The following is a 20,164-nucleotide window of genomic DNA, read 5'->3' as shown; positions in this document are numbered from 1 at the left end:
GCCATGCTCCGAGGGGGACCCGGCGGGCGAACGTCCCGTACCCGCATCGCCGCGGCGATGACGATGACGATGACGGCGATGACGCTCGGCGGATGCGTGGACCGGGGACCCGGCACGCCCCAGGAGACCGTCACCGAGGCCGCCGGCAGCTACCCGCCGCGCGTGGAGGAGCCCACCGACGGATTCGAGGTGGCACTCCCCTCGATCCCCCTGCTCGCCGACGACAGGCTGCGGGTGCTCGGCGCGGAGGACCGGGTGTGGGCCGAACCGCTGGAGGCCCCGGAGGATCCGCCCGCCTACTGGTCCTACGCGCGCGACAGCACGCTGAACACCATCGCCGTCGCGGACCGCCCGGGCGACGCGCCCCTGGTCGTCTCCCTGTGGAGCGACGGCGCGCTGATCGCCGTCGACGCCCGCACCGGTGCCGTCGACTGGCGGGCGGAGAGCCCGCGCTCCCCGGGCGGAGGCTGGTCGGACCGGCGGGACCCGGACGAGGACGACCGGCTGCTGATCGTCCCCGGAGGCGGGAGCCCGGTCGCGCTGGTGGCCAGGCTCGGCGGCCTGTGGGCCTTCGACGCCGGCGACGGGCGCCCGCTGTGGGAACGTGAGTGGTCCTGCGGGGAGTCCGGGCGCCAGTGGGCCGCGTCCCACGCCGTCGTCGTGCAGGAGTACTGCGAGCAGGAGAGGATCCGCACCTTCCACCCCAGGACCGGCGAGGAGATATCCGTCCTGGAACCGGAGATGCCCCCGAGTGGCCGTCCCCCGACGAGCCCGGCGTCCAGCAGCCCGGCCTCGACGTGAGCGGCTGCGTCGCCAAGGTCTGCGACCTCCTGACGTTCTACCCGACGGGCAGCACCGGGGGAGCGAGCCCGCTGTTCTGGTGGATCGGCCAGGACGGGCAGCCGGTGCCGCTCGGGGAAGGCGAGCCGCGCCCGGACACCGAAGGGCTTCCTCCGGTCGACGTCCGGCTCGGCATGGGGTCCGGCACCTTCCGGCTGTACGCCACCGACCCGGTCGACCGTTCCTTCCGCTGGGACACCGAGGCCGCGCTGAACACGGCCGGATCGGAGACCTTCCGCAGCGCGGCCGTCACCTCCGACGCGGTCTGGGTCACCTCGGACCGCTGGGAGGAGGAACGCGCCGCGCTGCTGCGCTTCGACCCAGGGACCGGTGAACTGCTGACCTGCCTCAGGGCGCCGGAGGGCCGCATCACCCACCTGTCCACGGCCGGGGACTACCTGATGACGGACCGCTACGTGAACGAACGGGACGACTCCGCGCCCGCCCGGACCCACCCCTTCGTCATGTCGCGCCCGGCGGGCAGCAGCACCTGCTGACCCGCTCGCGGGTGCGGCCCCGGTGGAACCCCACCCGTCCTACGCCGCGGCGTGTCCGGTAGGTTACGGACAGCTCATCACAAGAGCCCAGCCACTGCGCAGGGGGGACCCACCATGACGCACCGTACGCGCCGCCGCACGCGCCGCACCGCCGCTCTGGCCGCCGCCACCGCGGCCGTTCTCCTGGCCACCGCCTGCGGCGGCCAGGACGACGACTCCGCCGGAACACCCGCCGACGACGCCGCGAAGGCGGGGGACGCCGGGGACGCCGGGGACGCCGCCGGTGGGGACGACCCCGCCGAACTGATCGAGGCGGTCAACGAGGCGATGAGCAGCACCACGTTCCACGTCTCCGGCACCACCACCGCCCTGGGCGGCGGACAGCAGGAGGGCTGGTCCGACCCCGAGGTCGGCGTGCGCCTCGAATACCGCACCGAGGAACTGCCCCACGGCGAGATGTACTGCGGCGCCGACGGCTACCTCTACAGCAGCATGAGCCTGTTCGAGGTCCAGCTGCGGCAGATGGGCGAGGACCCGGACATCCCCGAGGACCTGGCCGACCACTACGTGGTCAACGAGGTGCCCGGCGGCGACTGCGGCTTCGTCTACAAGATCGACGCCTCCGGGGCGTCCGGCGAGGCCGGGGAGGTGGACGGCGTCCCCACCACCACGCTGGTGGTGAAGCAGCAGGGCAACGAGGACACCTACCACATCGCCGCCGAGGGCGAGCCCTATCTCCTGCGCCTCGACTCCCTCTACGACGGCCGCGAGAGCACCAGCGTCTACGACTCCTTCGGTGACCCGGTGGAGATCAGCCTCCCCTCCGAGGACGAGACCATCCACATGGACGCCCTCCGCACCCGCCTGGGTCTCTGAGGCGGCCGGCCACGAGGTGGTGGGGCAGCGCATCGGTGGCCTTGCCTGCAAGGATCAGATACTCTGATGCCATGAAGACAATGACCGCGACCGAGGTGTCGCGAAACTTTGCCTCCGTGCTGGACAGAGCGGAACGAGGTGAAACCATTGTGATCACTCGAGGAGGCCGACGACTGGCCACCTTGGCGCCGGCTCCGCCCGGCAATGGTGCAGGGATAAGAGATTTCCTGATGTCCTTCCAGGTGGATGAGGAGTTTGGCACGGACGTTTTGTCCGCGAGGGATGGTCTCACCGATGAGATGAGTGCCACGTGGCACGACGACTGATCCTCGACACCGGGGTACTCATCCGCGCCGAACGGGACCGCGCGGGGCTCGTTTCCTTGCTGGAGACAGACGATGATGTCACGATCGCTGCAGTTACTGTCGCTGAGCTCCAGTTCGGTGTGGAGCTCGCGGATGGATCTAGGCGTGCGCGACGCCAGGAGTTCGTTGACGGGGTACGGGCACTTCTCCCTGTCGAGGACTACACCGCAGACGTGGCTCGAGTGCACGCCCGATTGTTGGCCCATGTGCGTCGCGAGGGCAGGCCCCGAGGAGCGCATGACCTCATCATTGCGGCCACGGCTGCCGCGACGGCGCGAACCCTTGTCACGGCAGATGGCAAGGCTGGGTTCGATGAGCTGCCGGGTGTGCACTCCCTCTTCTCGAGCTCGTGATGCTGCCAAGGTTTCCACACAGGTAAACCTATGGGGATTATGTAGCCCGGCGATTCAAGATCATCTACCTCCCATCCTTCTGGATTCATGCCCGATTGGGAGGCTGAGGGTGACGGTCTGTTGGCTGCGGGTCAGGCGCCTTGAGGGGGGTCCGTGTGTTGACGCCGCGCAGGCGGAGTTCTGGCGGTGCGTGTATGGCGGAAGCGAGTGTCGCGTGCCCGACTGTGGGGTGGGTTTCGCAGACTCGCTGCGCACAGTAGGACGGGCCGATATGCTGTGACGGCGCAGTGTCAGTTCGGACCCGATCGGGGTGTGTCATGCGGGCAAATGAAACAGTGCTTAGAGATCTGCTTCAGGGGGAGAGGCGATATGTCGTGCCCCTCTATCAGAGAACCTATAGCTGGAAGCGTGATCAGCTGAGCCAGTTGTGGTCGGACATAACGGAGCTTCTGGATTCAGATAGCGATGACGGGCATTTTCTGGGCTCTATTGTCATTGCGCCAAGTCCAAATGGTACAGCTTCTGGAATCCAGAGTTGGCTCGTCGTCGATGGCCAGCAGCGCATAACGACTCTAAGTGTTCTGCTGTGCGCGCTCCGCGACTACTGTCATGATTCTTTCCCACAACTCGAACGTAAGATTGACGTCCATTATCTGAAGAACGAGTTCTCGCAGTCTCCTGAGAGGTATACACTTCTGCCGACCCAGGCAGACAGGCAGGCCTGGATTGCACTTCTGGAAAAAAGCCCCACTGCCGGTGGTGAAGATGCGATAGGGAACGCCTACAGATTTTTTCGAGGGCGTCTTGAGCATCTGTTGACTACAGATGGAGAACCCTCGGAGTCTGCGGTTCAGAAAATCGAGCAGTTGGTGGTGAGTCGACTCTCCTTTGTGTTGATTGCAGCTCAAGTGGGCGACAACGTGTATCGCATATTTGAGTCTCTGAATAACACAGGGCTCAAGCTTACGCAGGCCGATCTGCTGCGTAACTACATCTTCATGCGTCTTCCCACCATTGCTCAAAGGGTCTATGAGCAGCAGTGGCTCCCCATTCAGACGCAACTCAATAATCAGCAGCTGGTAGACCTTATTTGGCTGGACCTCGTCCTCAAGAAGAAGCGGGCAACTCAACACTCCCTCTACCGGGAGCAGCAAAAGTATCTGGATCTATTGGGATCGGAAGAAGAAGTAGAGGAATGGGTCGCTGGCCTGCACCGAATGGCGCTCATATTTAAGAGAATTTTGGTACCTGAGAGCGAGTCGGATCCGAAAATTAGAGAGGCTCTGGATCGGCTGCACCGATGGCGGGCTACGGTAGTGTATCCAATAACGCTGCGCACTCTTCTGTCTTATGAAGAGGGTGACCTTGACTCTCAAGAGGTCTCGGACATTCTGCGAGTTGTGGAAAGCTATCTCGTTCGTCAAATGGTTGTAGGTGTAGGGAGGGCAGGGAATAATGTGATGTTGAGCGATCTCGTTGCTTCCCTGGATGGTGAAACGCCCAGTGTTAAGACAGTGACCCGCATTTTAACTCGCCAGCGAGGACGTTTCCCCACTGATGACGCTGTTCGCTCAGCTATGCTAGAGCAGCCTTTCTACTGGCGTGGAAAAGAGTGGCAGAAGCACTTTGTCTTGCGTTGCCTGGAGGAAGGTATTGGCCGCACAGAGAAGTTGGATTTTGCCGCTTCTGATCTCACCATAGAGCACGTTTTGCCCCAGACGCTAACAAAAGAGTGGCGGCAAGTCCTGGAGTCCGACCTCGATGAGGATACTTCGATTGAAGAGCTTCACGAGCGGGTCGTTCACACAATCGGTAATTTGACCCTCTCTGCGTATAATGGGAAGCTCTCGAATAAATCCTTCGAGGACAAGAAGCAGATCTTGGCGGAGAGTGGATTGTCCATGAACCTCAGGATCGCGCGTGAACCTCGCTGGGGTGTTTCCGAGATACATCAGCGAAGTGAGGAGCTGGCTGATCTTGCTGTGAAGATCTGGCCCGGTCCAGATGATAGCATTCCGTTGGAGCCGCAAAGCCCGAAGCTCGCTGCCGTGCGTCAAGTGCTGAGTGAGATTCCTAGTGGGCGTTGGACCAACTATCTGGCGGTGGCTCAAGTCGCCGGTACGCACCGGCGCACAGTCAGTAAGTGGCTGGTGGAGTATCCACTTCCAAATAGACACCGTGTTCTGAGAAGTGACGGGTCGATCCCCGCGACTCTATCTTTGGGGATAGAAAGTCCGGTTGAGCAGATCCAGTTGCTGGAGGCAGAAGGAGTTGGTTTTGGAGTGAACGGACGAGCCGGCAAGAAGTTCCACTTCGGGCTGACTGATCTGGCGAGAATCGTTGAAGGGGGTTCTGGCTCATCACTCTGACAACAGCGAGCCGGGAGGGGAAGTCGCCGTAGGCGTTCGTCGGTCGCCGGCGACGAGAACAGCCCTGAGGGGTATGCCGCCGGGCGGCTGCGGCTTGGTGACACCCGTGGATCCTTCGATACCGCTGCGCACGTCGGCGATTGGCTCAGTAGCTGGTGCCCCCGGACCGTCATCAGCCCCGAGGGACCTCACCCGCCTACCGTTCCCCTCGGGTCGAGCCGTCCTGTCGAGCCGCGAACCACACGCCCCGTACGCGGAGTCAGCGTACGGACACGAAGAGTGGACAGCGTGTCCGGTTTGGCGCCACTCTGGACGGGTTGGCGCGCGAGCGCGAGAGCTCGTCGCGGTGAGACGCGGAGAGAAGGCGACGGATGGACATCGTCGGAGATGGTGAGGCCCGGGTTGTCGGCATGCGGTCGGTTCCGGCCGGGGAGTGGGAGCGTGAACCGCACCCGTCGGACAGCCTGCGCACGTTCGGAGCGGTCGTCCAGGCCCTGCGCGAACACGCGGGCCTCACCCGTGCCGAACTCGGCATGCGCGTGCGGTACTCCAAACACACCGTGGAGTCCATCGAGCTGGGCCGCCGCATGCCGGACGAGGCGTTCGTGGAACGCGCGGAGGAAGCCCTCGGCAACACCGGCGCCCTGCGGCGGGCCGCCCGGCATCTCACCCGTGGCGAGCCGGGCCTGGCGGCGTGGTTCCGCCGCTGGGCCCGGCTGGAACGGGAGGCGGTGAGCCTGTGCACCTATGAATGCCGCCTGCTGCCCGGGCTGTTGCAGTCGGAGGCCTACGCACGCGCGGTCTTCGACAACAGCATCCCGATCCTGACCGAGGAGCAGACCCGGGCTCAGCTCACCGCCAGGCTGGAACGGCAGGCGATGATGCGGGAGCGGCCGACCGTGCCGTTCAGCTTCATCGTGGAGGAGTCGGTTTTCCGCCGCAGGCTGGGCGGGGCGCGGGTGCACCCGGGCATGCTGGACCACGTCCTGGAGCTCACCGCCCCGCGCAACGTGACGCTCCAGGTGGTGCCGCTCGACCTGGAGTTCCACGGCTGCCTGGACGGGCCCGTACGGATCCTGGAGACCCCGGAGGGGCGGCGTCTCGGCTACTCCGAAGGCCAGCAGAACGGGCGGCTCATCTCCGACGTGAAAGAGATGAGACTGCTCTGCCAGCGCTATGAAACACTGCGCTCACAGGCCCTGAACCCCAAGGAATCCAGGGACCTGCTGGAGCGACTCCGAGGAGAGCGATGAGCAGCGGCACGACGGAACTCGCCTGGTTCAAGTCCAGCTACAGCGGTACCCAGGGCGACGACTGCGTGGAGGTCGCGATCGCCGAACAGGCCATCCACGTACGGGACTCCAAGGACCTGGCCCGCCCGGCCTTCACGGTCGGCCGCGAGAGCTGGACGTCGTTCGTGGGCTTCACGTCCGCACTCTGAACGGTCCGCCGCCCGCCCGCAACCGGGCGCCGCGGGAACGGCCCTGCCCCACGTGAGGCAGGGCCGTCGCTGTGCCGCAGGACAGCCGAGGGTCCTCGCGAACACCGTCTCAGCCGCGCAGATGGGCAAGGAGCCCGGCATCAGCGGGATAGGGGTGTTCCTGCGGCAGGAGCCGGGCGGCGGAGTCCAGGTCGCCACGGCTGACGTGGGCGTGAATCTCTCGGGCGAGTGGGGTCACGTCGCGAATGGACCTGATCCACTCGTCCGCGTAGCGGCGTACGGCCTCCCCGGAGAGGCCGAGTTGTAGCGACCGATACGGCAACGGCCGCAGGTGCAGGTCCCGTTCGGGGTCCCACTGGACACGAGCGGGCGCGCGCTTCAACTCACGCTGCCAGGCCGCGCGATCGGGATGCAGTCCGGGGACGTGGCTCGACAGGCAGGCGTGACGCAACGCCCACTCGAACCCGTCCCGGGTGATCTCGATGGCCAGGACGGTCTCCTGCCCGGCCTTGGTGGCCCAGCCGCAGCGGTACATCATCCACAGGAAGGACGGCTTGATCCACGTCATCCGGTCGCGCTTCCACGTCGTGGGGAAGCGGCCCTGGCGAGCTGCGGGCCCACCGATCGCCGGGGCATACGCCTGATAGACGGTGATCGTGGACGCCGTGCGCAGCGCACGGATCCTGCGTCGCGGTTCTTCCATGGGCCCCAGCGTGAGCCCGCCCCACCCCCTCCGGCCACCGGTTTTCGACCGGACCGGGCGCGGCACGCTCCTCCGTTCCGCGCCGAGCGCGGCTCGTCTTGCCTTTCGCCTTCGGCCTGAGCGGGTCGGTCCGTGCCTGCTCTCGTCAAACTTGTACGTGCGTTCTACTTGCACTATCGTCCAAGTGGTGTGCCTGAGGAGGTCGTCATGACAGTGGATCGGACGGTGCGTGCGGGGGCGCGTCAGTGGGTGGGCCTGGGGCTCCTGGCATTGCCGACGGTGCTGCTGGGGCTGGATGTGACGGTGCTGTACCTGGCGGCCCCGAGCATGGCGGCTGATCTGTCGCCCTCGGCCACGCAGCTCCTGTGGATCATGGACGCCTACGGGTTCCTCATCGCGGGATTCCTCATCACGATGGGGACGCTGGGGGATCGCATCGGGCGGCGCCGGCTGCTCATGACCGGCATGGCCGCCTTCGCGGTTGCCTCCGTGTTCGCCGCGTCCGCGCCCACCGCCGAACTCCTCATTCTCGCGCGGGCCCTGCTGGGCGTGGCCGGAGCGACGCTCATGCCCTCCACGCTCTCGCTGATCTCGAACATGTTCCCCGACGCGCGGCATCGCGCGGTGGCGATCGGGGTCTGGGCCACGATGTTCGCCCTCGGCATGGCCGCCGGGCCCGTCGTGGGAGGGCTCCTGGTGGACGCCTTCTGGTGGGGGGCCGCCTTTCTGCTGGCGGTGCCCGTCGCGGTGGTGGTCCTGGCGAGTGCGCGCGCTCTGCTGCCCGAGCACGCCGACCCGTCCGCCGGGCGACTGGACCTCAGCAGCGTAGGGCTGTCACTGGCGGCGATCCTGCCGCTCGTCTACGCCGTCAAGCATCTCGCCGCGCACGGCCCCGACGCGCGCGCCGTCGCGTTCGCCGGGGTGGGCGCCCTGGCCGGGGTGGTGTTCCTGCGCCGTCAGCGCCGCCTGACCGACCCGCTGCTGGATGTGCGGCTCTTCGGCGACCGGGCGTTCACCGCCGCGCTCGCCGTACTGCTCATCGGCCTGGTCGGGGTCGGAGGCTCGATGTACCTGGTCACTCAGTACCTTCAACTCGTCGAGGGCCTGACGCCGTTCGCCGCGGGCCTGTGGATGGGGCCACCGGCCCTGGCGATGTTCGCCGCGGCGATCGGCGCCCCCCTGATCGCCCGCCGCATCCGCCCCGGCGACGTCATGGCCGCCACCCTGGGGATCTCACTCATCGGCTACGCGCTGCTGGCCACGGCAGGGCTCGGCGACCAAGTGGCCGTGGCGCTCGGTTTCGCCTTCGTGTACCTCGGCCTGGGCGCCATTGCCGCCCTGGGCACCGACATGGTCGTCGGCGCCGCCCCGTCCTCCAAGTCCGGGTCGGCGGCGTCCCTCTCCGAGACCGTCCAGGAGCTGGGGATCGCCGTCGGCGTCGCTCTCCTGGGCAGCCTCACCACCGCCGTCTACCGCGCCCACCTGCCCATCCTCCCCGACGGACTCCCGCCCGACGCCGCGCACGCCGTCACCGACAGCCTCGGCGCCACCGTCTCCCTCGCCGACGACCTTCCGGCCGGGGTCGTCGAGTCGGCCCAACGGGCCTTCACCACCGGCCTGAACGTGGCCTCCCTCGTCGCGGGCGCCGCGATCGCCGCCGCCGGCCTGCTGTGCCTCAGCAGGCTCCGCCACGTACGCCCCCTGGGACAGCCCCAGCCCCAGTCCGCCCCCGCCGACGCCGACGTCAGCGCCTGACCGAGCGCCCGACGTGCCCGTACCTTCTCCCAGCCCTGCCCTACCCTGGGGTCGGGCCGAGGAGAGAGAACATGGGCGACAGCAAGCGCGTCGACGGGCGCCGTGCGCGGGGCGAGCGGCGACGCGCCGAGATCATCGAGGCCACCCTCGCGGTCGTCACCCGCGACGGTGCGGCGGGGGTCACCCACCGCACGGTGGCCAAGCAGGCGGGCATCACCACATCCCTGAGCACCTACTACTTCGCCACTCTCGACGATCTCCTCGTGGCCGCCCTGACCACCGTCGCCGACACCTACACCGCCCGCATCCGCGAGATCATCGACGCCCCCGGTGACAAGCTCGCCGGCCTGGCCCGGCTCATCGCCGAATCGGGTGGCCCCGGACGTGACCGAGCGCTGGCCGAACGCGAGTTGGCGACCCTCGCCGCCCGCCGCCCCGCCCTGCGGCCGGTCGCGCGGCGGTGGCGGGAGAACATCGCCGAACTCGCCGCCGCTCTCACCACCGACCCAGACGCCGTGGCCGCCCTCGTCGCCACCTCCGACGGCCTGTGCACGGCGCTCCTCCTCGGCAACGCCCCCGCCGACCCCGACCGGATCCACGCCGTCCTCCGCCACGCCCTCGGCCTCCACCCCGAGCCACCCCCGGACCACGCATAGCGGCCACCGGCTCCCGTGCCACCGACGACCCTCAAGCGTTGCCGGTACGCCCGGTGCTCCCCGGTGCGGTTCACAGCTCCAGGTCGACGTCGAGGCCGGTGTTCTGGCCCCGGAGCCAGAAGTCGAGGGCGAGCACCAGCTCGGTTCCGGTGCGGTAGCCGGGCTGCGGGTCGTCGGCCGTGGCGGCGGCCAGCGCGGCCTCGTCCAGCAGCTCGCGTACCGGTGCGTCCGGGCCCTCGGTGGCGCGCTTGAGGGAGGCCCGCAGTCCGTCGAGGTAGCGCCGGTCCCGGCTGGTCGGGTACGGGGCCTTCACCCGGTCGGCGATCTCCGCAGGCAGCAGGTCCCGGGTGGCGGCGCGCAGGAGGCTCTTCTCCCGGCCGTCGAACGACTTCATCGCCCACGGAGTGTTGAAGACGTAACTCACCAGCCGGTGGTCGCAGAACGGCACGCGTACCTCCAGGCCGACGGCCATGCTGGCCCGGTCCTTGCGGTCCAGCATCCAGGGCAGGAACCGGGTCAGGTGGAGATAGCCGATCTCACGCATCCGCTGGTCGGCGGCGGACTCCCCGGCCAGGCGCGGGGTTTCGGCGAGTGCCTCGTGGTAGCGCTGGGCCCGGTAGCCCTGGAGGTCGATCTTGGCCAGCAGGGCGGGGTTGATCAGGGATTCGCCGGGCCCGCTTCCGGGTCCGGAGATGCCGGTGCCGAACGGCGGCGCGAGCCAAGGGAAGGTGTCCGCGGTGATGGTGTCGGGGTGGCTGAACCAGCGGTAGCCGCCGAACACCTCGTCGGCCGCCTCGCCGGACAGCGCGACCGTGCAGTGCCGGCGGACCTCCTGGAAGAGGAGGTAGAGCGAGGTGTCGCCGTCACCGAGGTCGAAGGGCAGGTCGCGGGCGCGCATGATGGCCTCGCGGGCTTCCCGGCCGAGCAGTTGCCCGGGGGAAAGGGTGACGGTCCGGTGGTCGGAGCCGGCATGCCGGGCGAGCAGCTCGGCGAACGGTGCGTCGGGGGTGCCGCGCCAGTCGTCGGCCCGGAAGTCGTCGGCGTGCCGGTCGAAGTCGAGGGCGAAGGACCGGATCGGCGGGGCCCCCAGGGCGGTCCGGTGGCGGGCGGCGAGGGCGGTGATGATGCTGGAGTCCAGTCCGCCGGAGAGCAGCGTGCCCACCGGGACGTCGGCCACCAGCTGCCGGGCGACGATATCCTCCAGCAGCTCACGCACGCGGCCGATCGTGGTGTCCAGGTCGTCGGTGTGCTCGTGGGACTCGACCGCCCAGTAGCGGCGCAGGGTGTTGCCGCCGCGCCCGACCCGCAGGGTGTGGCCGGGGCGCAGCTCGTACATGCCCTTGTAGACCGCGTGGCCGGGGGTCTTGGTGAAGCCGAGCAGCTCGGCGAAACCCTCGGTGTCGATCGCGGGCCGCACCGAGGGGTGGGCCAGGATCGCCTTGGGCTCCGAGCCGAACAGCACACCGCCGCCGGGGAGCGGCCAGTAGTAGAGCGGCTTGATCCCCAGCCGGTCGCGGACCAGTAGGAGTTCCTCGGTACGGGCGTCCCACAGCGCGAAGGCGTACATGCCGTTGAGGTGCTCGGTGAAGTCCTCGCCCCACTCCAGGTAGGCGTGCAGGACGACCTCGGTGTCGCTGTCGGTCCGGAAGCCGTGCCCTCGGGCCAGCAACTGCTGCCGTAGCTCGCGGTAGTTGAAGACCTCGCCGGTGTAGCTGAGGGCGACGACCGGCGCACCGTCCTGCTCGAACACCATCGGCTGGCTGCCGCCCGCCGGGTCGATGACAGAGAGCCGACGGTGGCCGAGGGCGACGGCCCGGCCGAGCCAGAGGCCGTGCGCGTCCGGCCCCCGGCAGGCCATGGTCGCGGTCATCGCGTCGGCCACCGGGGCAGTGACGGGGGCTTCCGGGTCGAAGGAAACCCATCCTGCTGTTCCACACATGATGATGTGGCCTCTCTCGACGTTGTGGGACGGGGGTCAGCCCTGTGCGACGGACCGCTTGGCCGGCGGAGGGCTGAAACGCTTGAACGTCCAGGTCGTCCACATCACGACGAGGACGAGCAGGAAGCTCGCGGCGGTCGCCCAGGCCATCGCGAGGGACCAGTCGGCCGTGGTGGGCCGGGCGCCGGCTACCGTGAAGAACAGCGTGCCGATCGCCGCGACACCGGCGGCGCTGGCGAACTGCTGGGTGGTGGTGAGGATGCCGGAGGCGGTCCCGGCGTCCTGCGGGGGGACGTTGATGAGCGCGGCGCCGAACAGCGCGGGCAGCACGACACCGTTGCCCGCGCCGACCAGGCAGAGGCAGAACACCACCCACGGCAGGCCGACGGCGGAATCCGAGACGGCCAGCGGCACGGCCAGCAGCGCCAGTCCGAGCGCGGTCACCCCTCCGGAGACCACCAGGGCGTTCATTCCCCAGCGTGCCGTCAGCCGGCCGCCGATCATCGAGGTGGCGGTGAACAGCACACCCATCGGCGAGAACATCAGTCCGGCCTCGAACGGGGTCAGCTTCAGCCCGGACTGCAGGAGCAGCGTCAGGGTGAACATGAAGCTGCCGAAGTAGAGCATGAACGCCGCGCTCGCGATCACGCCACCGCGGAAGGAGTCGCTGCGGAACAGCGACAGAACGAGCACCGGATTGCCGCCGCGGGCCTCCAGCGTCCGCTCCCAGCGCAGCGTAGCCACCATGACAGGAACGGCCAGAGCCATGCTGACCCAGGTCCAGGCCGGCCAGCCGGAGACATGGCCCATGGTCAGGGGTACCAGCAGCAGGGCGAGCGCGAACGAGACGCCGACCGCGCCGACCGGGTCGAGGCCGACCCGGACCCGGTTGACGTGCGCGGGGAGCACCCGCAGCGCGGCGAACGCGATGACCAGGCAGAACGGCACGTTGATCAGGAAGATGGTGCGCCAGCCGAGCCCGGCGAAGTCGGCCGAGATCAGCGCGCCGCCGAGCACCTGGCCGGCGATGGACCCCAGACCGGCGGCTGCGCCGTACCAGGCCATCGCCCTCCCCTTCTTCTCGTTGGGGAAGTACGCGGTGATGACGGCCAGGACCGGCGGCACCATGACCGCCCCGGCAAGCCCCTGGGCCAGGCGGGCGGCGATGAGCTGCCCGGGGTTGACGGCCAGTCCGCACAGCAGCGAGGTGAACCCGAAGGCGAGCGTGCCGATGATGAACAGCAGTCGGTGCCCGTAGCGGTCGCCCAGCCGGCCGGCGGTGATCATCCCGCCCGCGTACGCGAACGCGTATCCCCCGACGATGAGTTCCAGCGCGGCCGGATCGGCGTTGATGCTGCTCTCCAGGGAGGGAGCGGCCACGTTCACGACGAAGAAGTCGAACTGGGCGAAGAACATCGCCGACAGCAGGACGAGCAGCACCGGCCCGGTGCGCCGCAGGATGGGAGGCGCGACCGTCTTGGGCTCGTTAGGGTCGTGAAGCGTGGTCATGGCACTCCTCGGGGCCTGTGCGGCCCGGCGGCTGTGACGGACGGGGAGAGAAGGGGAACCAGTTGCCCGCGGCGGGAAGGAGGCTTGTACGGGGGGGCGCGGTCTCGTACGGGAGTGGAGCGAAACCGGTGCGGGGGTGGGTGTGAGGCGCTACGCAGGTGGTGCGGAGCGGGGCGCCGTCGGCCGGGACGGCGGGTCAGCCGCATTTCCGCCTTCCGTGGATCGCACACGTGATCCGTGCGGTGCAGACCCGGCGGCCCGCCTCGTCGGTGATCACGACCTCGTAGCTGGCCGTGCTCCCACCCAGGTGCAGGGCCGTCGCCACTCCGGTCACGCTGCCCGAGCGGACCGGCACGTGGTGGGTGGCGTTGAGGTCCACCCCGACGGCGATCCGGCCCTCCCCCGCGTGCAGCGCCGCGCCCAGCGAGCCCAGCGACTCGGCGAGGACCGCGGAGGCACCGCCGTGCAGCAGCCGCTGCAACTGGGTGTTGCCGGTGACCGGCATGGTCGCCACCACCCGCTGGGGGGCGGCCTCCAGGAAGGTCATGCCCATCCGGCCGGCCAGGGTCTCGGAGCCGGCCTCGTTCACCCAGGCGGCGGCGGCCTCCGGGCCCGCCTCGGGGGCGGGCGGCGCGGCGGAGGTGGTCATGCCGGGACCTCCGTCGAGCCGTGGCCCACCGCCGTCGTGACGGCCACCGTCTTCGGGTCGGCGGGGCGGTACTCCTCCAACGCGGCGTATTTCTCACGCAGTTGACGCTTCAGGACCTTGCCGGTCGGGCCGAGCGGAATCGCTTCGGGCGTGGGCGCTATCTCCAGCAGGGCCAGTCGCGGCTGACCGGCCCGGTCCAGGGCCGCGTTGGCCCGCCGCAGCAGGTCTTCGGCCGTGGCCTTCCGGCGCAGCGTCACGATCGCCGCCGGGACGGTCCGGCCGCGGTCCTGGGCCGCGACCACCGAGCAGTCCGCCAGCTCCTCGACGGCAAGCAGGAGCTCCTCCTCCATCAGCGCCGAGTAGCCATCGCCGGCCTCGGTCCGGATCCGGTCGACCGCCCGGTCCACGTGGAAGAACTCGCCGTCGGCCGAGCGGCGGACCAGGTCCCCGGAGAGCCAGTAGCCCGCGAGCATCGTGCGGTACGTGGTGTCGGAGTCGTTCCAGTAGCCGTGCGCGAGCGCCTCGCTGCGGACCCCGAGCAGGCCCACCTCGTCCGCCGCCGCCTCGGTACCGTCCTCGCGCAGGATCGCGACCTCGGCGATCGGCACCCGGGTGCCCAGATGCCGGGCCCTGGACGGGGTATCGGGGGTGAGCACGCGGCGCAGCGCCGCCCAGCCCAGCTCGGAGGAGCCCAGACCGTCGTCGATGATCGAGCCCGGTGTGCGGGTGCCGTCGGGCGCGGTGGTGTGCCCCAGCCGCATCAGCCGCCGCATGTGCGCGTCGTGGCCGCAGTCGCCGAGGTTCACCCACACCGCGACGGAGTCGAAGTCGGCCGGCTCCGGCTCGTGCGTCGCCAGGTGCGACAGTGCCTCGTTGAAGGCCAGCACGACGTTCGGCCGGTGAGTGGCGCAGCCGCGTGCGATGCCAGGGCCGGTCGGGTCGGACCAGCCGATGGTGCGGACCCCGGCCAGCAGCGAGTAGAAGGTGAACGCGATGGCGCTGGAGTGCGACTGCGGGGCGCCGGCGAGCACGACGGTGTCCTCCTGCTCCGGGTGGTTGATGAGCCGGAAGCGGGCCCCGGCGACGCTCTGCCGGTGTGCCCAGACGACGGGCTTTGGGTTGCCGGTGGTGCCGGAGGAGTGACAGATGACGACCGGGTCGTCGTCCCCGTGCCGGTACAGCTGGGAGGGCTTCGGGGCGCGGGCGCCGAGGGTGCCCACCTCCTCGTCCAGGGAGGTCCAGCGCAGCTCCGGAAGCTGGCGCTCACGCCCGGCGAGCAGGGCGAGCCGCTCTCCGTCGGTGAACAGCCCGGCCGAGCCGGTGCGTTCGACCAGCCCGAGGGCGAGTTCGGGCCGCATCCGGCCGTTGATCAGTACGCCGATCGCACCGATGCGGGCAAGCGCGGTCAGGTGCACCTGGTACGCGAAGGTGTCCTCCAGATAGACCGACACCCGGTCGCGCGGCCCCACCCCCCGGTCCAGGTACCAGGCCGACCAGGCGTCCGCAAGGGCGTCCAGCTCGCGCAGGCTGAACTCCCGCCGAAGGTTGCCGTCCGGACCCGCCAGCGGCCGGTCGGCGAGCAGCACCGGCAGGTCGGCGGCAGGGTTCGTCTCCGCGGCGATCCGCCAGGCGTTGCCACCTCCGAGGCCGGGTAGCTCGGCGAGCCGGAGACGTGCTTCGGGGGACAGCAGCGGTGTGGACGTGAGCGGCATCGATTCCCCTGATCTCGGTCGGACGGGCTCTCTGGAACGGACGGCGCCACCTCTGCGCAAGGCGTGCCGACGCACCGGACCTCTGGGGGGCCGGTCCGCCGCGGCAGCGCGTGCAGAAGTTACAAGCGGTTTCTCCGCATCGCCACCGCCCGCCGAAAGTGCGTCAGGTCGGTGCCGCCGCAGGGGCGTGATGCCGGAAATGCCGTGTCGGCCACGTTTCATAACCCTACGGGGGTCTGCGAAACGGCCGAAAGATGTCCATATGCAGCCAAACCGGACTTGACGAATTCGGCGCAGAGGCACTGACGGGGTGAGGCCCACCCGGTTACGTTCCTGCCGAACTCCCCGGGAGCCGACCGTACGCCGTGGCTGCAGGCCCTCGTGCAGCCCGACAAGGAGCTCGTCGCATGCCGCCTGAACGGATATCCGATGCCGCGGAGCGGCTGCGCCGCATCGTGGCATCTGTTCTCGAACTGGACCTCGCCGAGGTGTCGGCCGAGGCCTCCTTCCAGCGCGACCTGAAGATGGATTCGCTGGAGAAGGTCGAGTTCGCGGCCCGGGTCGAGCGGGCCTTCGGCGTCGCGCTGAGCGACGAGGAGGCGAGCGGGATCGACAGTGCCCTCGCCGCCGCCGTCCTGCTGGACGCCCGGCTCTCGCTCCCGGCGGGTGCCGCGGGCTCGGCTCCGGAGGCTGCGCGGTCCGCCGCGGGGCCGTCTGCCGGGGTCCGGACCGCGCCGTCCCCGTCCGGCCCGACCCTGCCCGGGCCGTCCTCGCAGTCCTCGTTACGGCCCTCGCCGTCCCCGGCCCAGCGCCCCGCGGCCCCGCCCGCCGCGTCCGGCATCTCCGCGCCGGCCGGCAGCACGGGCAGGGCACCCGCCTCCACCGGAATCGACCGGTCCGCCGGTATCGATCTGGTGGACAGACTCGTCGGCCGCCACCTCGCCGCCGGCCGCGGAGACCGTACCGCCTATCTCGACCCCGGCCTCGGCGCCGTCTCCTACCGCTCCCTGTACGAAGCAGCGCGTGGCTACGCCGGTGCGCTGCTCGCCCACGGCGTCGCCCCCGGCGCCCGTGCGCTCGTCGTCGCCGAGGATTCCGTGGCCACCGTCGCCGCCGTCCTCGGCCTGTGGTGGCACGGCTGTGTACCCGTCCCGGTCAGCCCGATGCTCGGCGAGGCCGGCCTCGCCCTCGTCTTGGCCGACTGCGCGGCCGAGATCGTCCACCTCGACACCGCACCGGCCGATCCGTCCGCCGCCACGGTGCTGCTCACGGGCGACGCCGTACGCGCAGGCATCCGCACCGGCCGCCCCAACGCGGCGAACCGCCCCGAGCACGCCCGGCCCTCCACCGGACACCACCCCGGCCGGACCGCCCTGATCCAGTACACCTCCGGCAGCACCGGCCGGCCCAAGGGCGTCCGGCACGCCACCTCCGCGATCACCGCCATGCTGGACGGCTTCGGCGGCCTGCTCGCCCTGGACACCGGCGACATCGTGCTCTCCACCGCCCGGATGTCCTTCGGCTACGGCTTCGGCAGCTCCGTCCTGTGCGCCCTCGACGCCGGGGCGACCACCGCACTGATCGGCGGCGCCGTCGACCAGCACAAAGTCCGGGCCGCGCTGCGCCGCCACCGTCCCACCGTGCTCTGCTCCGTCCCCCGCCTTTACGCGGCCCTCCTCGACACGCTCCGCCCCGGGGACGACGCGGTGGCCGCGCTGCGCCTGTGCCTGACCGCCGGCGAGAACTGCCCGGCCGACCTCAACCACCGTATCCAGGACGTCTTCGGCGCCCCGGTGATGAACTGCCTCGGCGCCACCGAGGTCATGCACGTCGTCGTCGCCACCCCGCCGGACCGTCCGATGCCCGGGCGGGCCGGGCTGGCGGTGCCCGGCACCACCGCCACCGTCCGCGACGAGCACGGCAGGCCGGTGCCCGACGGTACCGAGGGCCGCCTGCACATCGCGGGACCGACCGTCGCGCTCGGCTACCTCGACCGCCCCGACGACGACCGGATCACCTTCACCGACGGCGGTGCCTACACGGGCGACCTGGTCCGTCGTGAGGCCGATGGGACCCTGACCCATCTGTGCCGGGCCGACGACATCCTCAACCTCGGCGGCTACAAGGTGCCGCCCGCGGAGATCGAGGCGGTGCTCCGTACCGTCGCCGGTCTCCGCGACTGCGCCGTGGTCGGCGGCCTGGACGCCAACGGCCTGGAATGCGCAGTCGCCTTCGTGGTCCCGGACACGGGGACCGACGAGGAAACGATTCGCCGCGCCCTCCGGGCAGCGGTCCGGGCCAACCTCGCCCTCTACAAACGCCCGGCCCGGGTCGAGTTCGTCAGCGCACTGCCGTCCACGGCCACCGGCAAGGTGGCCGCCTACAGATTGCGTGAGCAGGCATCATGACGTGGGACATCACAGGGATGGGAGCGGTCGCCTGCAACGGCACCACCCCGTCGGAGGTCTTCGACGCGCTCTGCGCGGGCCGCGACGGCCTCAAACCGCTCCAGGTCTTCGACCACGACAAGTACCGCGCACGGAACGCCTACGAGATCACCGACCGCGCCCGCCCGGGCGTCGACGAACCCGGCCGCGCCACCCGCTGGCTCATCGCCGCGATCGACCAGGCGCTGGCCGACGCGGGCCACCCACGCGATCTCACCGATGTGCCGGTCCTGGTCGGCACCACCCTCCAGGAGCAGCGCAGCGCGGAACTCTGGTGGCGCCACGGCGCCGCCCTCGACCCCGCGGACCTGCACTTCGGCACCGCGCTGCGGGAGGAGTACGGAGCCGCCCGCACCTACACCTTCGCCAACGCCTGCGCGGCCGGTCTGTACGCGCTCGCCATGGCCACCGACCTGATCGAACTCGGTGAGGCCGACACCGTCGTGGTGGCGGGCACCGACGCGATCGGCGAGAGCGCCTTCGGGACCCTGGACCGGGTCCAGAATGACGTGCCCGACGCGCTGCGCCCCTTCGACCGCTCCCACCGCGGCATGCTGATGGGCGAGGGCGCCGTCGCCGTGGTGGTCACCCGCGCCGCCGCCCCCGGCCGCCCGGTGCACGCCCGGCTGCGCGGCGTCGGCGTCAACTGCGACGCCCAGCACTCCACCGCCCCCGACCCGGAGGGCATCGCCCGCGTCCTGAGCGACGCCTACCGGCTGGCCGGGGCCGCACCCGAGGAGATCGACCTCGTCATGCTGCACGGCAGCGGCACCCCGAAGAACGACTCCACCGAGGCCACCGTGCTCTCCCGGATCTTCCCGCCCGGGAGCGGGCCGCTCATGACCGCCGTCAAGTCGATGACCGGCCACACACTCGGCGGCTCCGGCCTGCTCAGCCTGACGACGGCGGTGCTCGCCCTCCAGCGGTGCCAGGTGCCGCCCGTGCTCGGCCTCACCGACCCGATCGAGGAGGCGGAGGGCCTGCGACTGGTCCGTGGACACATGGCCACCGCACCGGAACTGACGCTGGCCCAGGTCGACGCGTTCGGCTTCGGCGGGATCAACGCCGCCGCGATCCTGGAGGCAGTCCGATGAGCACAGCGCACCCCGCCTCCACGTCCTCGGCTCGCGTGGCGGTCGTCACCGGGGCGGGACTCGCCGTTCCCGGCCTCACCCTGCCCGACGAGCTCCTCGGCACCGTCCGCGACGGCGGCTTCGACCCCGCCACCGGCCTGGTCGGGCGAGACCTGCGGCACAAGGACCGCGCCTCCCGGCTCGCCCTGCGCGCCACCGCCCCCGCCCTGCGGGCCGCCGGTCTGCTCGACGGCGACCGCTACACCGGCCCCGGGGACACCACCGCCGTGGTGGTCAGCACCAACGTCGGCATCCTGGAGAACGTCTGCTCCTTCGCGGACACCATCGCCCGCGACACCGTCCTCGGCCTCAGCCCGCTCGGGCTGCCGCAAACCTCCAGCAACGTCATCGCCGGATCGGTCGCCATGGCCCACGGCCTGCGCGGCCCCAACGTCACCCTGTGCAACGGCCCCACCAGCGGCCTCGACGCCCTCTACTGGGCCCACGCCCTGATCATCACCGGACGGGCCGACACCGCCGTCGTGATCGGCGTGGAACCGGCCGGCGACATTGTCACCAAGCTGCTCGGCACCTCCGCCCTGGACGGCGGCGTCGCCCTGGTCCTGGAGTCGGCCGCCCGTGCCGCCGAGCGCGGCGCCGAGGTCCGCGCCACCGTGGCCGGCTGCGCCAGAGCGGCGGACCTCGCCGGTGCCGTCGCCCGCGCCGGGGGCCTGACGCCCGACCTGTGGCTGACCGAGACGACGGATGACCCCGCCGGGCCGCCCGCGGGCTCCGTCCTGGACCCCGCCGCCGGTCTCGGCGCCGCCTCCGGCGCGCTCGGCGTGCTCCAGGCGGCCGCAGCCGTCGCCCATCTCGACGCGCACGGCGGGCACACCGTCCTGGCCACCTGCGGCCGGCCCGAAGGCGACGGCGTCGCCGCGGTGTTCCTCACCGGCCCCGACCACACCCCCTGAGAACCC

General features: G+C 70.1%; 18 protein-coding genes. 13 read left to right on the top strand and 5 right to left on the bottom strand.

The window, feature by feature from the left end; genetic code table 11:
* Positions 1 to 3 precede the first annotated feature (3 nt).
* The 8 genes from ABD299_RS07290 (at position 4) to ABD299_RS07255 (ending at position 6,741) form a co-directional block, all read left to right on the top strand.
* On the top strand, positions 4 to 801 hold the full coding sequence (locus ABD299_RS07290; RefSeq protein ID WP_344259692.1) for an outer membrane protein assembly factor BamB family protein: 798 nt from the start codon (positions 4 to 6) through the stop codon (positions 799 to 801).
* Positions 798 to 1,337 (top strand): hypothetical protein, encoded by a 540-nt coding sequence (locus tag ABD299_RS07285; protein WP_344259691.1) that lies wholly within the window; start codon positions 798 to 800, stop codon positions 1,335 to 1,337. Before ABD299_RS07290 ends, ABD299_RS07285 begins: the two co-directional genes overlap by 4 nt.
* Positions 1,338 to 1,451: 114 nt before the next feature.
* Positions 1,452 to 2,213 (top strand): hypothetical protein, encoded by a 762-nt coding sequence (locus ABD299_RS07280; RefSeq protein WP_344259690.1) that lies wholly within the window; start codon positions 1,452 to 1,454, stop codon positions 2,211 to 2,213.
* A gap of 71 nt (positions 2,214 to 2,284) precedes the next feature.
* Positions 2,285 to 2,539, top strand: coding sequence for a type II toxin-antitoxin system Phd/YefM family antitoxin (locus ABD299_RS07275; RefSeq protein ID WP_344259689.1), 255 nt, complete (start codon positions 2,285 to 2,287; stop codon positions 2,537 to 2,539).
* Positions 2,524 to 2,931, top strand: a complete 408-nt coding sequence (locus ABD299_RS07270) for a PIN domain-containing protein (protein WP_344259688.1) — start codon at positions 2,524 to 2,526, stop codon at positions 2,929 to 2,931. The genes ABD299_RS07275 and ABD299_RS07270 overlap by 16 nt, the downstream gene beginning before the upstream one ends.
* 317 nt (positions 2,932 to 3,248) lie before the next feature.
* Positions 3,249 to 5,300 (top strand): GmrSD restriction endonuclease domain-containing protein, encoded by a 2,052-nt coding sequence (locus ABD299_RS07265; RefSeq protein ID WP_344259687.1) that lies wholly within the window; start codon positions 3,249 to 3,251, stop codon positions 5,298 to 5,300.
* A gap of 371 nt (positions 5,301 to 5,671) precedes the next feature.
* Positions 5,672 to 6,553 carry a helix-turn-helix domain-containing protein gene (locus ABD299_RS07260; RefSeq protein ID WP_344259686.1) on the top strand — a complete coding sequence of 294 codons (882 nt, stop codon included), beginning with the start codon at positions 5,672 to 5,674 and terminating at the stop codon, positions 6,551 to 6,553.
* Complete coding sequence (locus ABD299_RS07255) at positions 6,550 to 6,741, top strand: DUF397 domain-containing protein (protein WP_344259685.1); 192 nt, start codon at positions 6,550 to 6,552, stop codon at positions 6,739 to 6,741. Before ABD299_RS07260 ends, ABD299_RS07255 begins: the two co-directional genes overlap by 4 nt.
* Before the next feature lie 109 nt (positions 6,742 to 6,850).
* On the opposite strand, the gene ABD299_RS07250 is transcribed toward ABD299_RS07255, so the two are convergent.
* Positions 6,851 to 7,444, bottom strand: a complete 594-nt coding sequence (locus ABD299_RS07250; RefSeq protein WP_344259684.1) for a DUF4291 domain-containing protein — start codon at positions 7,442 to 7,444, stop codon at positions 6,851 to 6,853.
* A gap of 207 nt (positions 7,445 to 7,651) precedes the next feature.
* Between ABD299_RS07250 and ABD299_RS07245 the strand changes: the two genes are divergently transcribed.
* Positions 7,652 to 9,199: an MFS transporter gene (locus ABD299_RS07245; protein ID WP_344259683.1), complete on the top strand. Its 1,548-nt coding sequence runs from the start codon at positions 7,652 to 7,654 to the stop codon at positions 9,197 to 9,199.
* 71 nt (positions 9,200 to 9,270) lie between these two features.
* Positions 9,271 to 9,855, top strand: coding sequence for a TetR/AcrR family transcriptional regulator (locus tag ABD299_RS07240; protein WP_344259682.1), 585 nt, complete (start codon positions 9,271 to 9,273; stop codon positions 9,853 to 9,855).
* Between the two features lie 70 nt (positions 9,856 to 9,925).
* Here the strand turns inward: ABD299_RS07240 and asnB are convergent, their stop codons facing one another.
* The 4 genes from asnB to ABD299_RS07220 all read right to left on the bottom strand — a co-directional run bounded on the left by asnB (position 9,926) and on the right by ABD299_RS07220 (position 15,664).
* On the bottom strand, positions 9,926 to 11,794 hold the full coding sequence (asnB, locus tag ABD299_RS07235; protein ID WP_344259681.1) for an asparagine synthase (glutamine-hydrolyzing): 1,869 nt from the start codon (positions 11,792 to 11,794) through the stop codon (positions 9,926 to 9,928).
* A gap of 36 nt (positions 11,795 to 11,830) precedes the next feature.
* On the bottom strand, positions 11,831 to 13,303 hold the full coding sequence (locus tag ABD299_RS07230; protein WP_344259680.1) for an MFS transporter: 1,473 nt from the start codon (positions 13,301 to 13,303) through the stop codon (positions 11,831 to 11,833).
* 196 nt (positions 13,304 to 13,499) lie between these two features.
* Entirely contained in the window at positions 13,500 to 13,952 is a 453-nt protein-coding gene (locus ABD299_RS07225; protein WP_344259679.1) for a hotdog fold thioesterase, read from the bottom strand.
* A complete protein-coding gene (locus tag ABD299_RS07220; RefSeq protein WP_344259678.1) occupies positions 13,949 to 15,664 on the bottom strand; it encodes a class I adenylate-forming enzyme family protein in 1,716 nt (571 codons plus the stop codon). The genes ABD299_RS07225 and ABD299_RS07220 overlap by 4 nt, the downstream gene beginning before the upstream one ends.
* Positions 15,665 to 16,071: 407 nt before the next feature.
* On the opposite strand from ABD299_RS07220, the gene ABD299_RS07215 reads away from it, so the two are divergent.
* From ABD299_RS07215 to ABD299_RS07205, 3 genes are read left to right on the top strand one after another with little or no spacing between them, the layout of a single operon-like run.
* A complete protein-coding gene (locus ABD299_RS07215; protein ID WP_344259677.1) occupies positions 16,072 to 18,072 on the top strand; it encodes an AMP-binding protein in 2,001 nt (666 codons plus the stop codon).
* Positions 18,069 to 19,205, top strand: coding sequence for a beta-ketoacyl synthase N-terminal-like domain-containing protein (locus ABD299_RS07210; protein ID WP_344259676.1), 1,137 nt, complete (start codon positions 18,069 to 18,071; stop codon positions 19,203 to 19,205). The genes ABD299_RS07215 and ABD299_RS07210 overlap by 4 nt, the downstream gene beginning before the upstream one ends.
* Positions 19,202 to 20,158 carry a beta-ketoacyl synthase N-terminal-like domain-containing protein gene (locus ABD299_RS07205; protein ID WP_344259675.1) on the top strand — a complete coding sequence of 319 codons (957 nt, stop codon included), beginning with the start codon at positions 19,202 to 19,204 and terminating at the stop codon, positions 20,156 to 20,158. The genes ABD299_RS07210 and ABD299_RS07205 overlap by 4 nt, the downstream gene beginning before the upstream one ends.
* Positions 20,159 to 20,164: the final 6 nt, after the last annotated feature.

It is taken from the genome of Streptomyces sodiiphilus (assembly GCF_039529215.1).
Classification (GTDB): Bacteria; Actinomycetota; Actinomycetes; order Streptomycetales; family Streptomycetaceae; genus Streptomyces; species Streptomyces sodiiphilus.
The sequence above is the reverse complement of the archived record's forward strand: the minus strand, read 5'-3'. Positions and strand labels throughout refer to the sequence as shown.

Bases quoted from the DNA above. Each gene is read 5' to 3' on its own strand.
- ABD299_RS07290 (WP_344259692.1), top strand. From the start codon at position 4: ATGCTCCGAGGGGGACCCGGCGGGCGAACGTCCCGTACCCGCATCGCC.
- ABD299_RS07280 (WP_344259690.1), top strand. From the start codon at position 1,452: ATGACGCACCGTACGCGCCGCCGCACGCGCCGCACCGCCGCTCTGGCC.
- ABD299_RS07275 (WP_344259689.1), top strand. From the start codon at position 2,285: ATGAAGACAATGACCGCGACCGAGGTGTCGCGAAACTTTGCCTCCGTG.
- ABD299_RS07265 (WP_344259687.1), top strand. From the start codon at position 3,249: ATGCGGGCAAATGAAACAGTGCTTAGAGATCTGCTTCAGGGGGAGAGG.
- ABD299_RS07260 (WP_344259686.1), top strand. From the start codon at position 5,672: ATGGACATCGTCGGAGATGGTGAGGCCCGGGTTGTCGGCATGCGGTCG.
- ABD299_RS07255 (WP_344259685.1), top strand. From the start codon at position 6,550: ATGAGCAGCGGCACGACGGAACTCGCCTGGTTCAAGTCCAGCTACAGC.
- ABD299_RS07250 (WP_344259684.1), bottom strand. From the start codon at position 7,444: ATGGAAGAACCGCGACGCAGGATCCGTGCGCTGCGCACGGCGTCCACG.
- ABD299_RS07245 (WP_344259683.1), top strand. From the start codon at position 7,652: ATGACAGTGGATCGGACGGTGCGTGCGGGGGCGCGTCAGTGGGTGGGC.
- ABD299_RS07240 (WP_344259682.1), top strand. From the start codon at position 9,271: ATGGGCGACAGCAAGCGCGTCGACGGGCGCCGTGCGCGGGGCGAGCGG.
- asnB (WP_344259681.1), bottom strand. From the start codon at position 11,794: ATGTGTGGAACAGCAGGATGGGTTTCCTTCGACCCGGAAGCCCCCGTC.
- ABD299_RS07230 (WP_344259680.1), bottom strand. From the start codon at position 13,303: ATGACCACGCTTCACGACCCTAACGAGCCCAAGACGGTCGCGCCTCCC.
- ABD299_RS07225 (WP_344259679.1), bottom strand. From the start codon at position 13,952: ATGACCACCTCCGCCGCGCCGCCCGCCCCCGAGGCGGGCCCGGAGGCC.
- ABD299_RS07220 (WP_344259678.1), bottom strand. From the start codon at position 15,664: ATGCCGCTCACGTCCACACCGCTGCTGTCCCCCGAAGCACGTCTCCGG.
- ABD299_RS07215 (WP_344259677.1), top strand. From the start codon at position 16,072: ATGCCGCCTGAACGGATATCCGATGCCGCGGAGCGGCTGCGCCGCATC.
- ABD299_RS07210 (WP_344259676.1), top strand. From the start codon at position 18,069: ATGACGTGGGACATCACAGGGATGGGAGCGGTCGCCTGCAACGGCACC.
- ABD299_RS07205 (WP_344259675.1), top strand. From the start codon at position 19,202: ATGAGCACAGCGCACCCCGCCTCCACGTCCTCGGCTCGCGTGGCGGTC.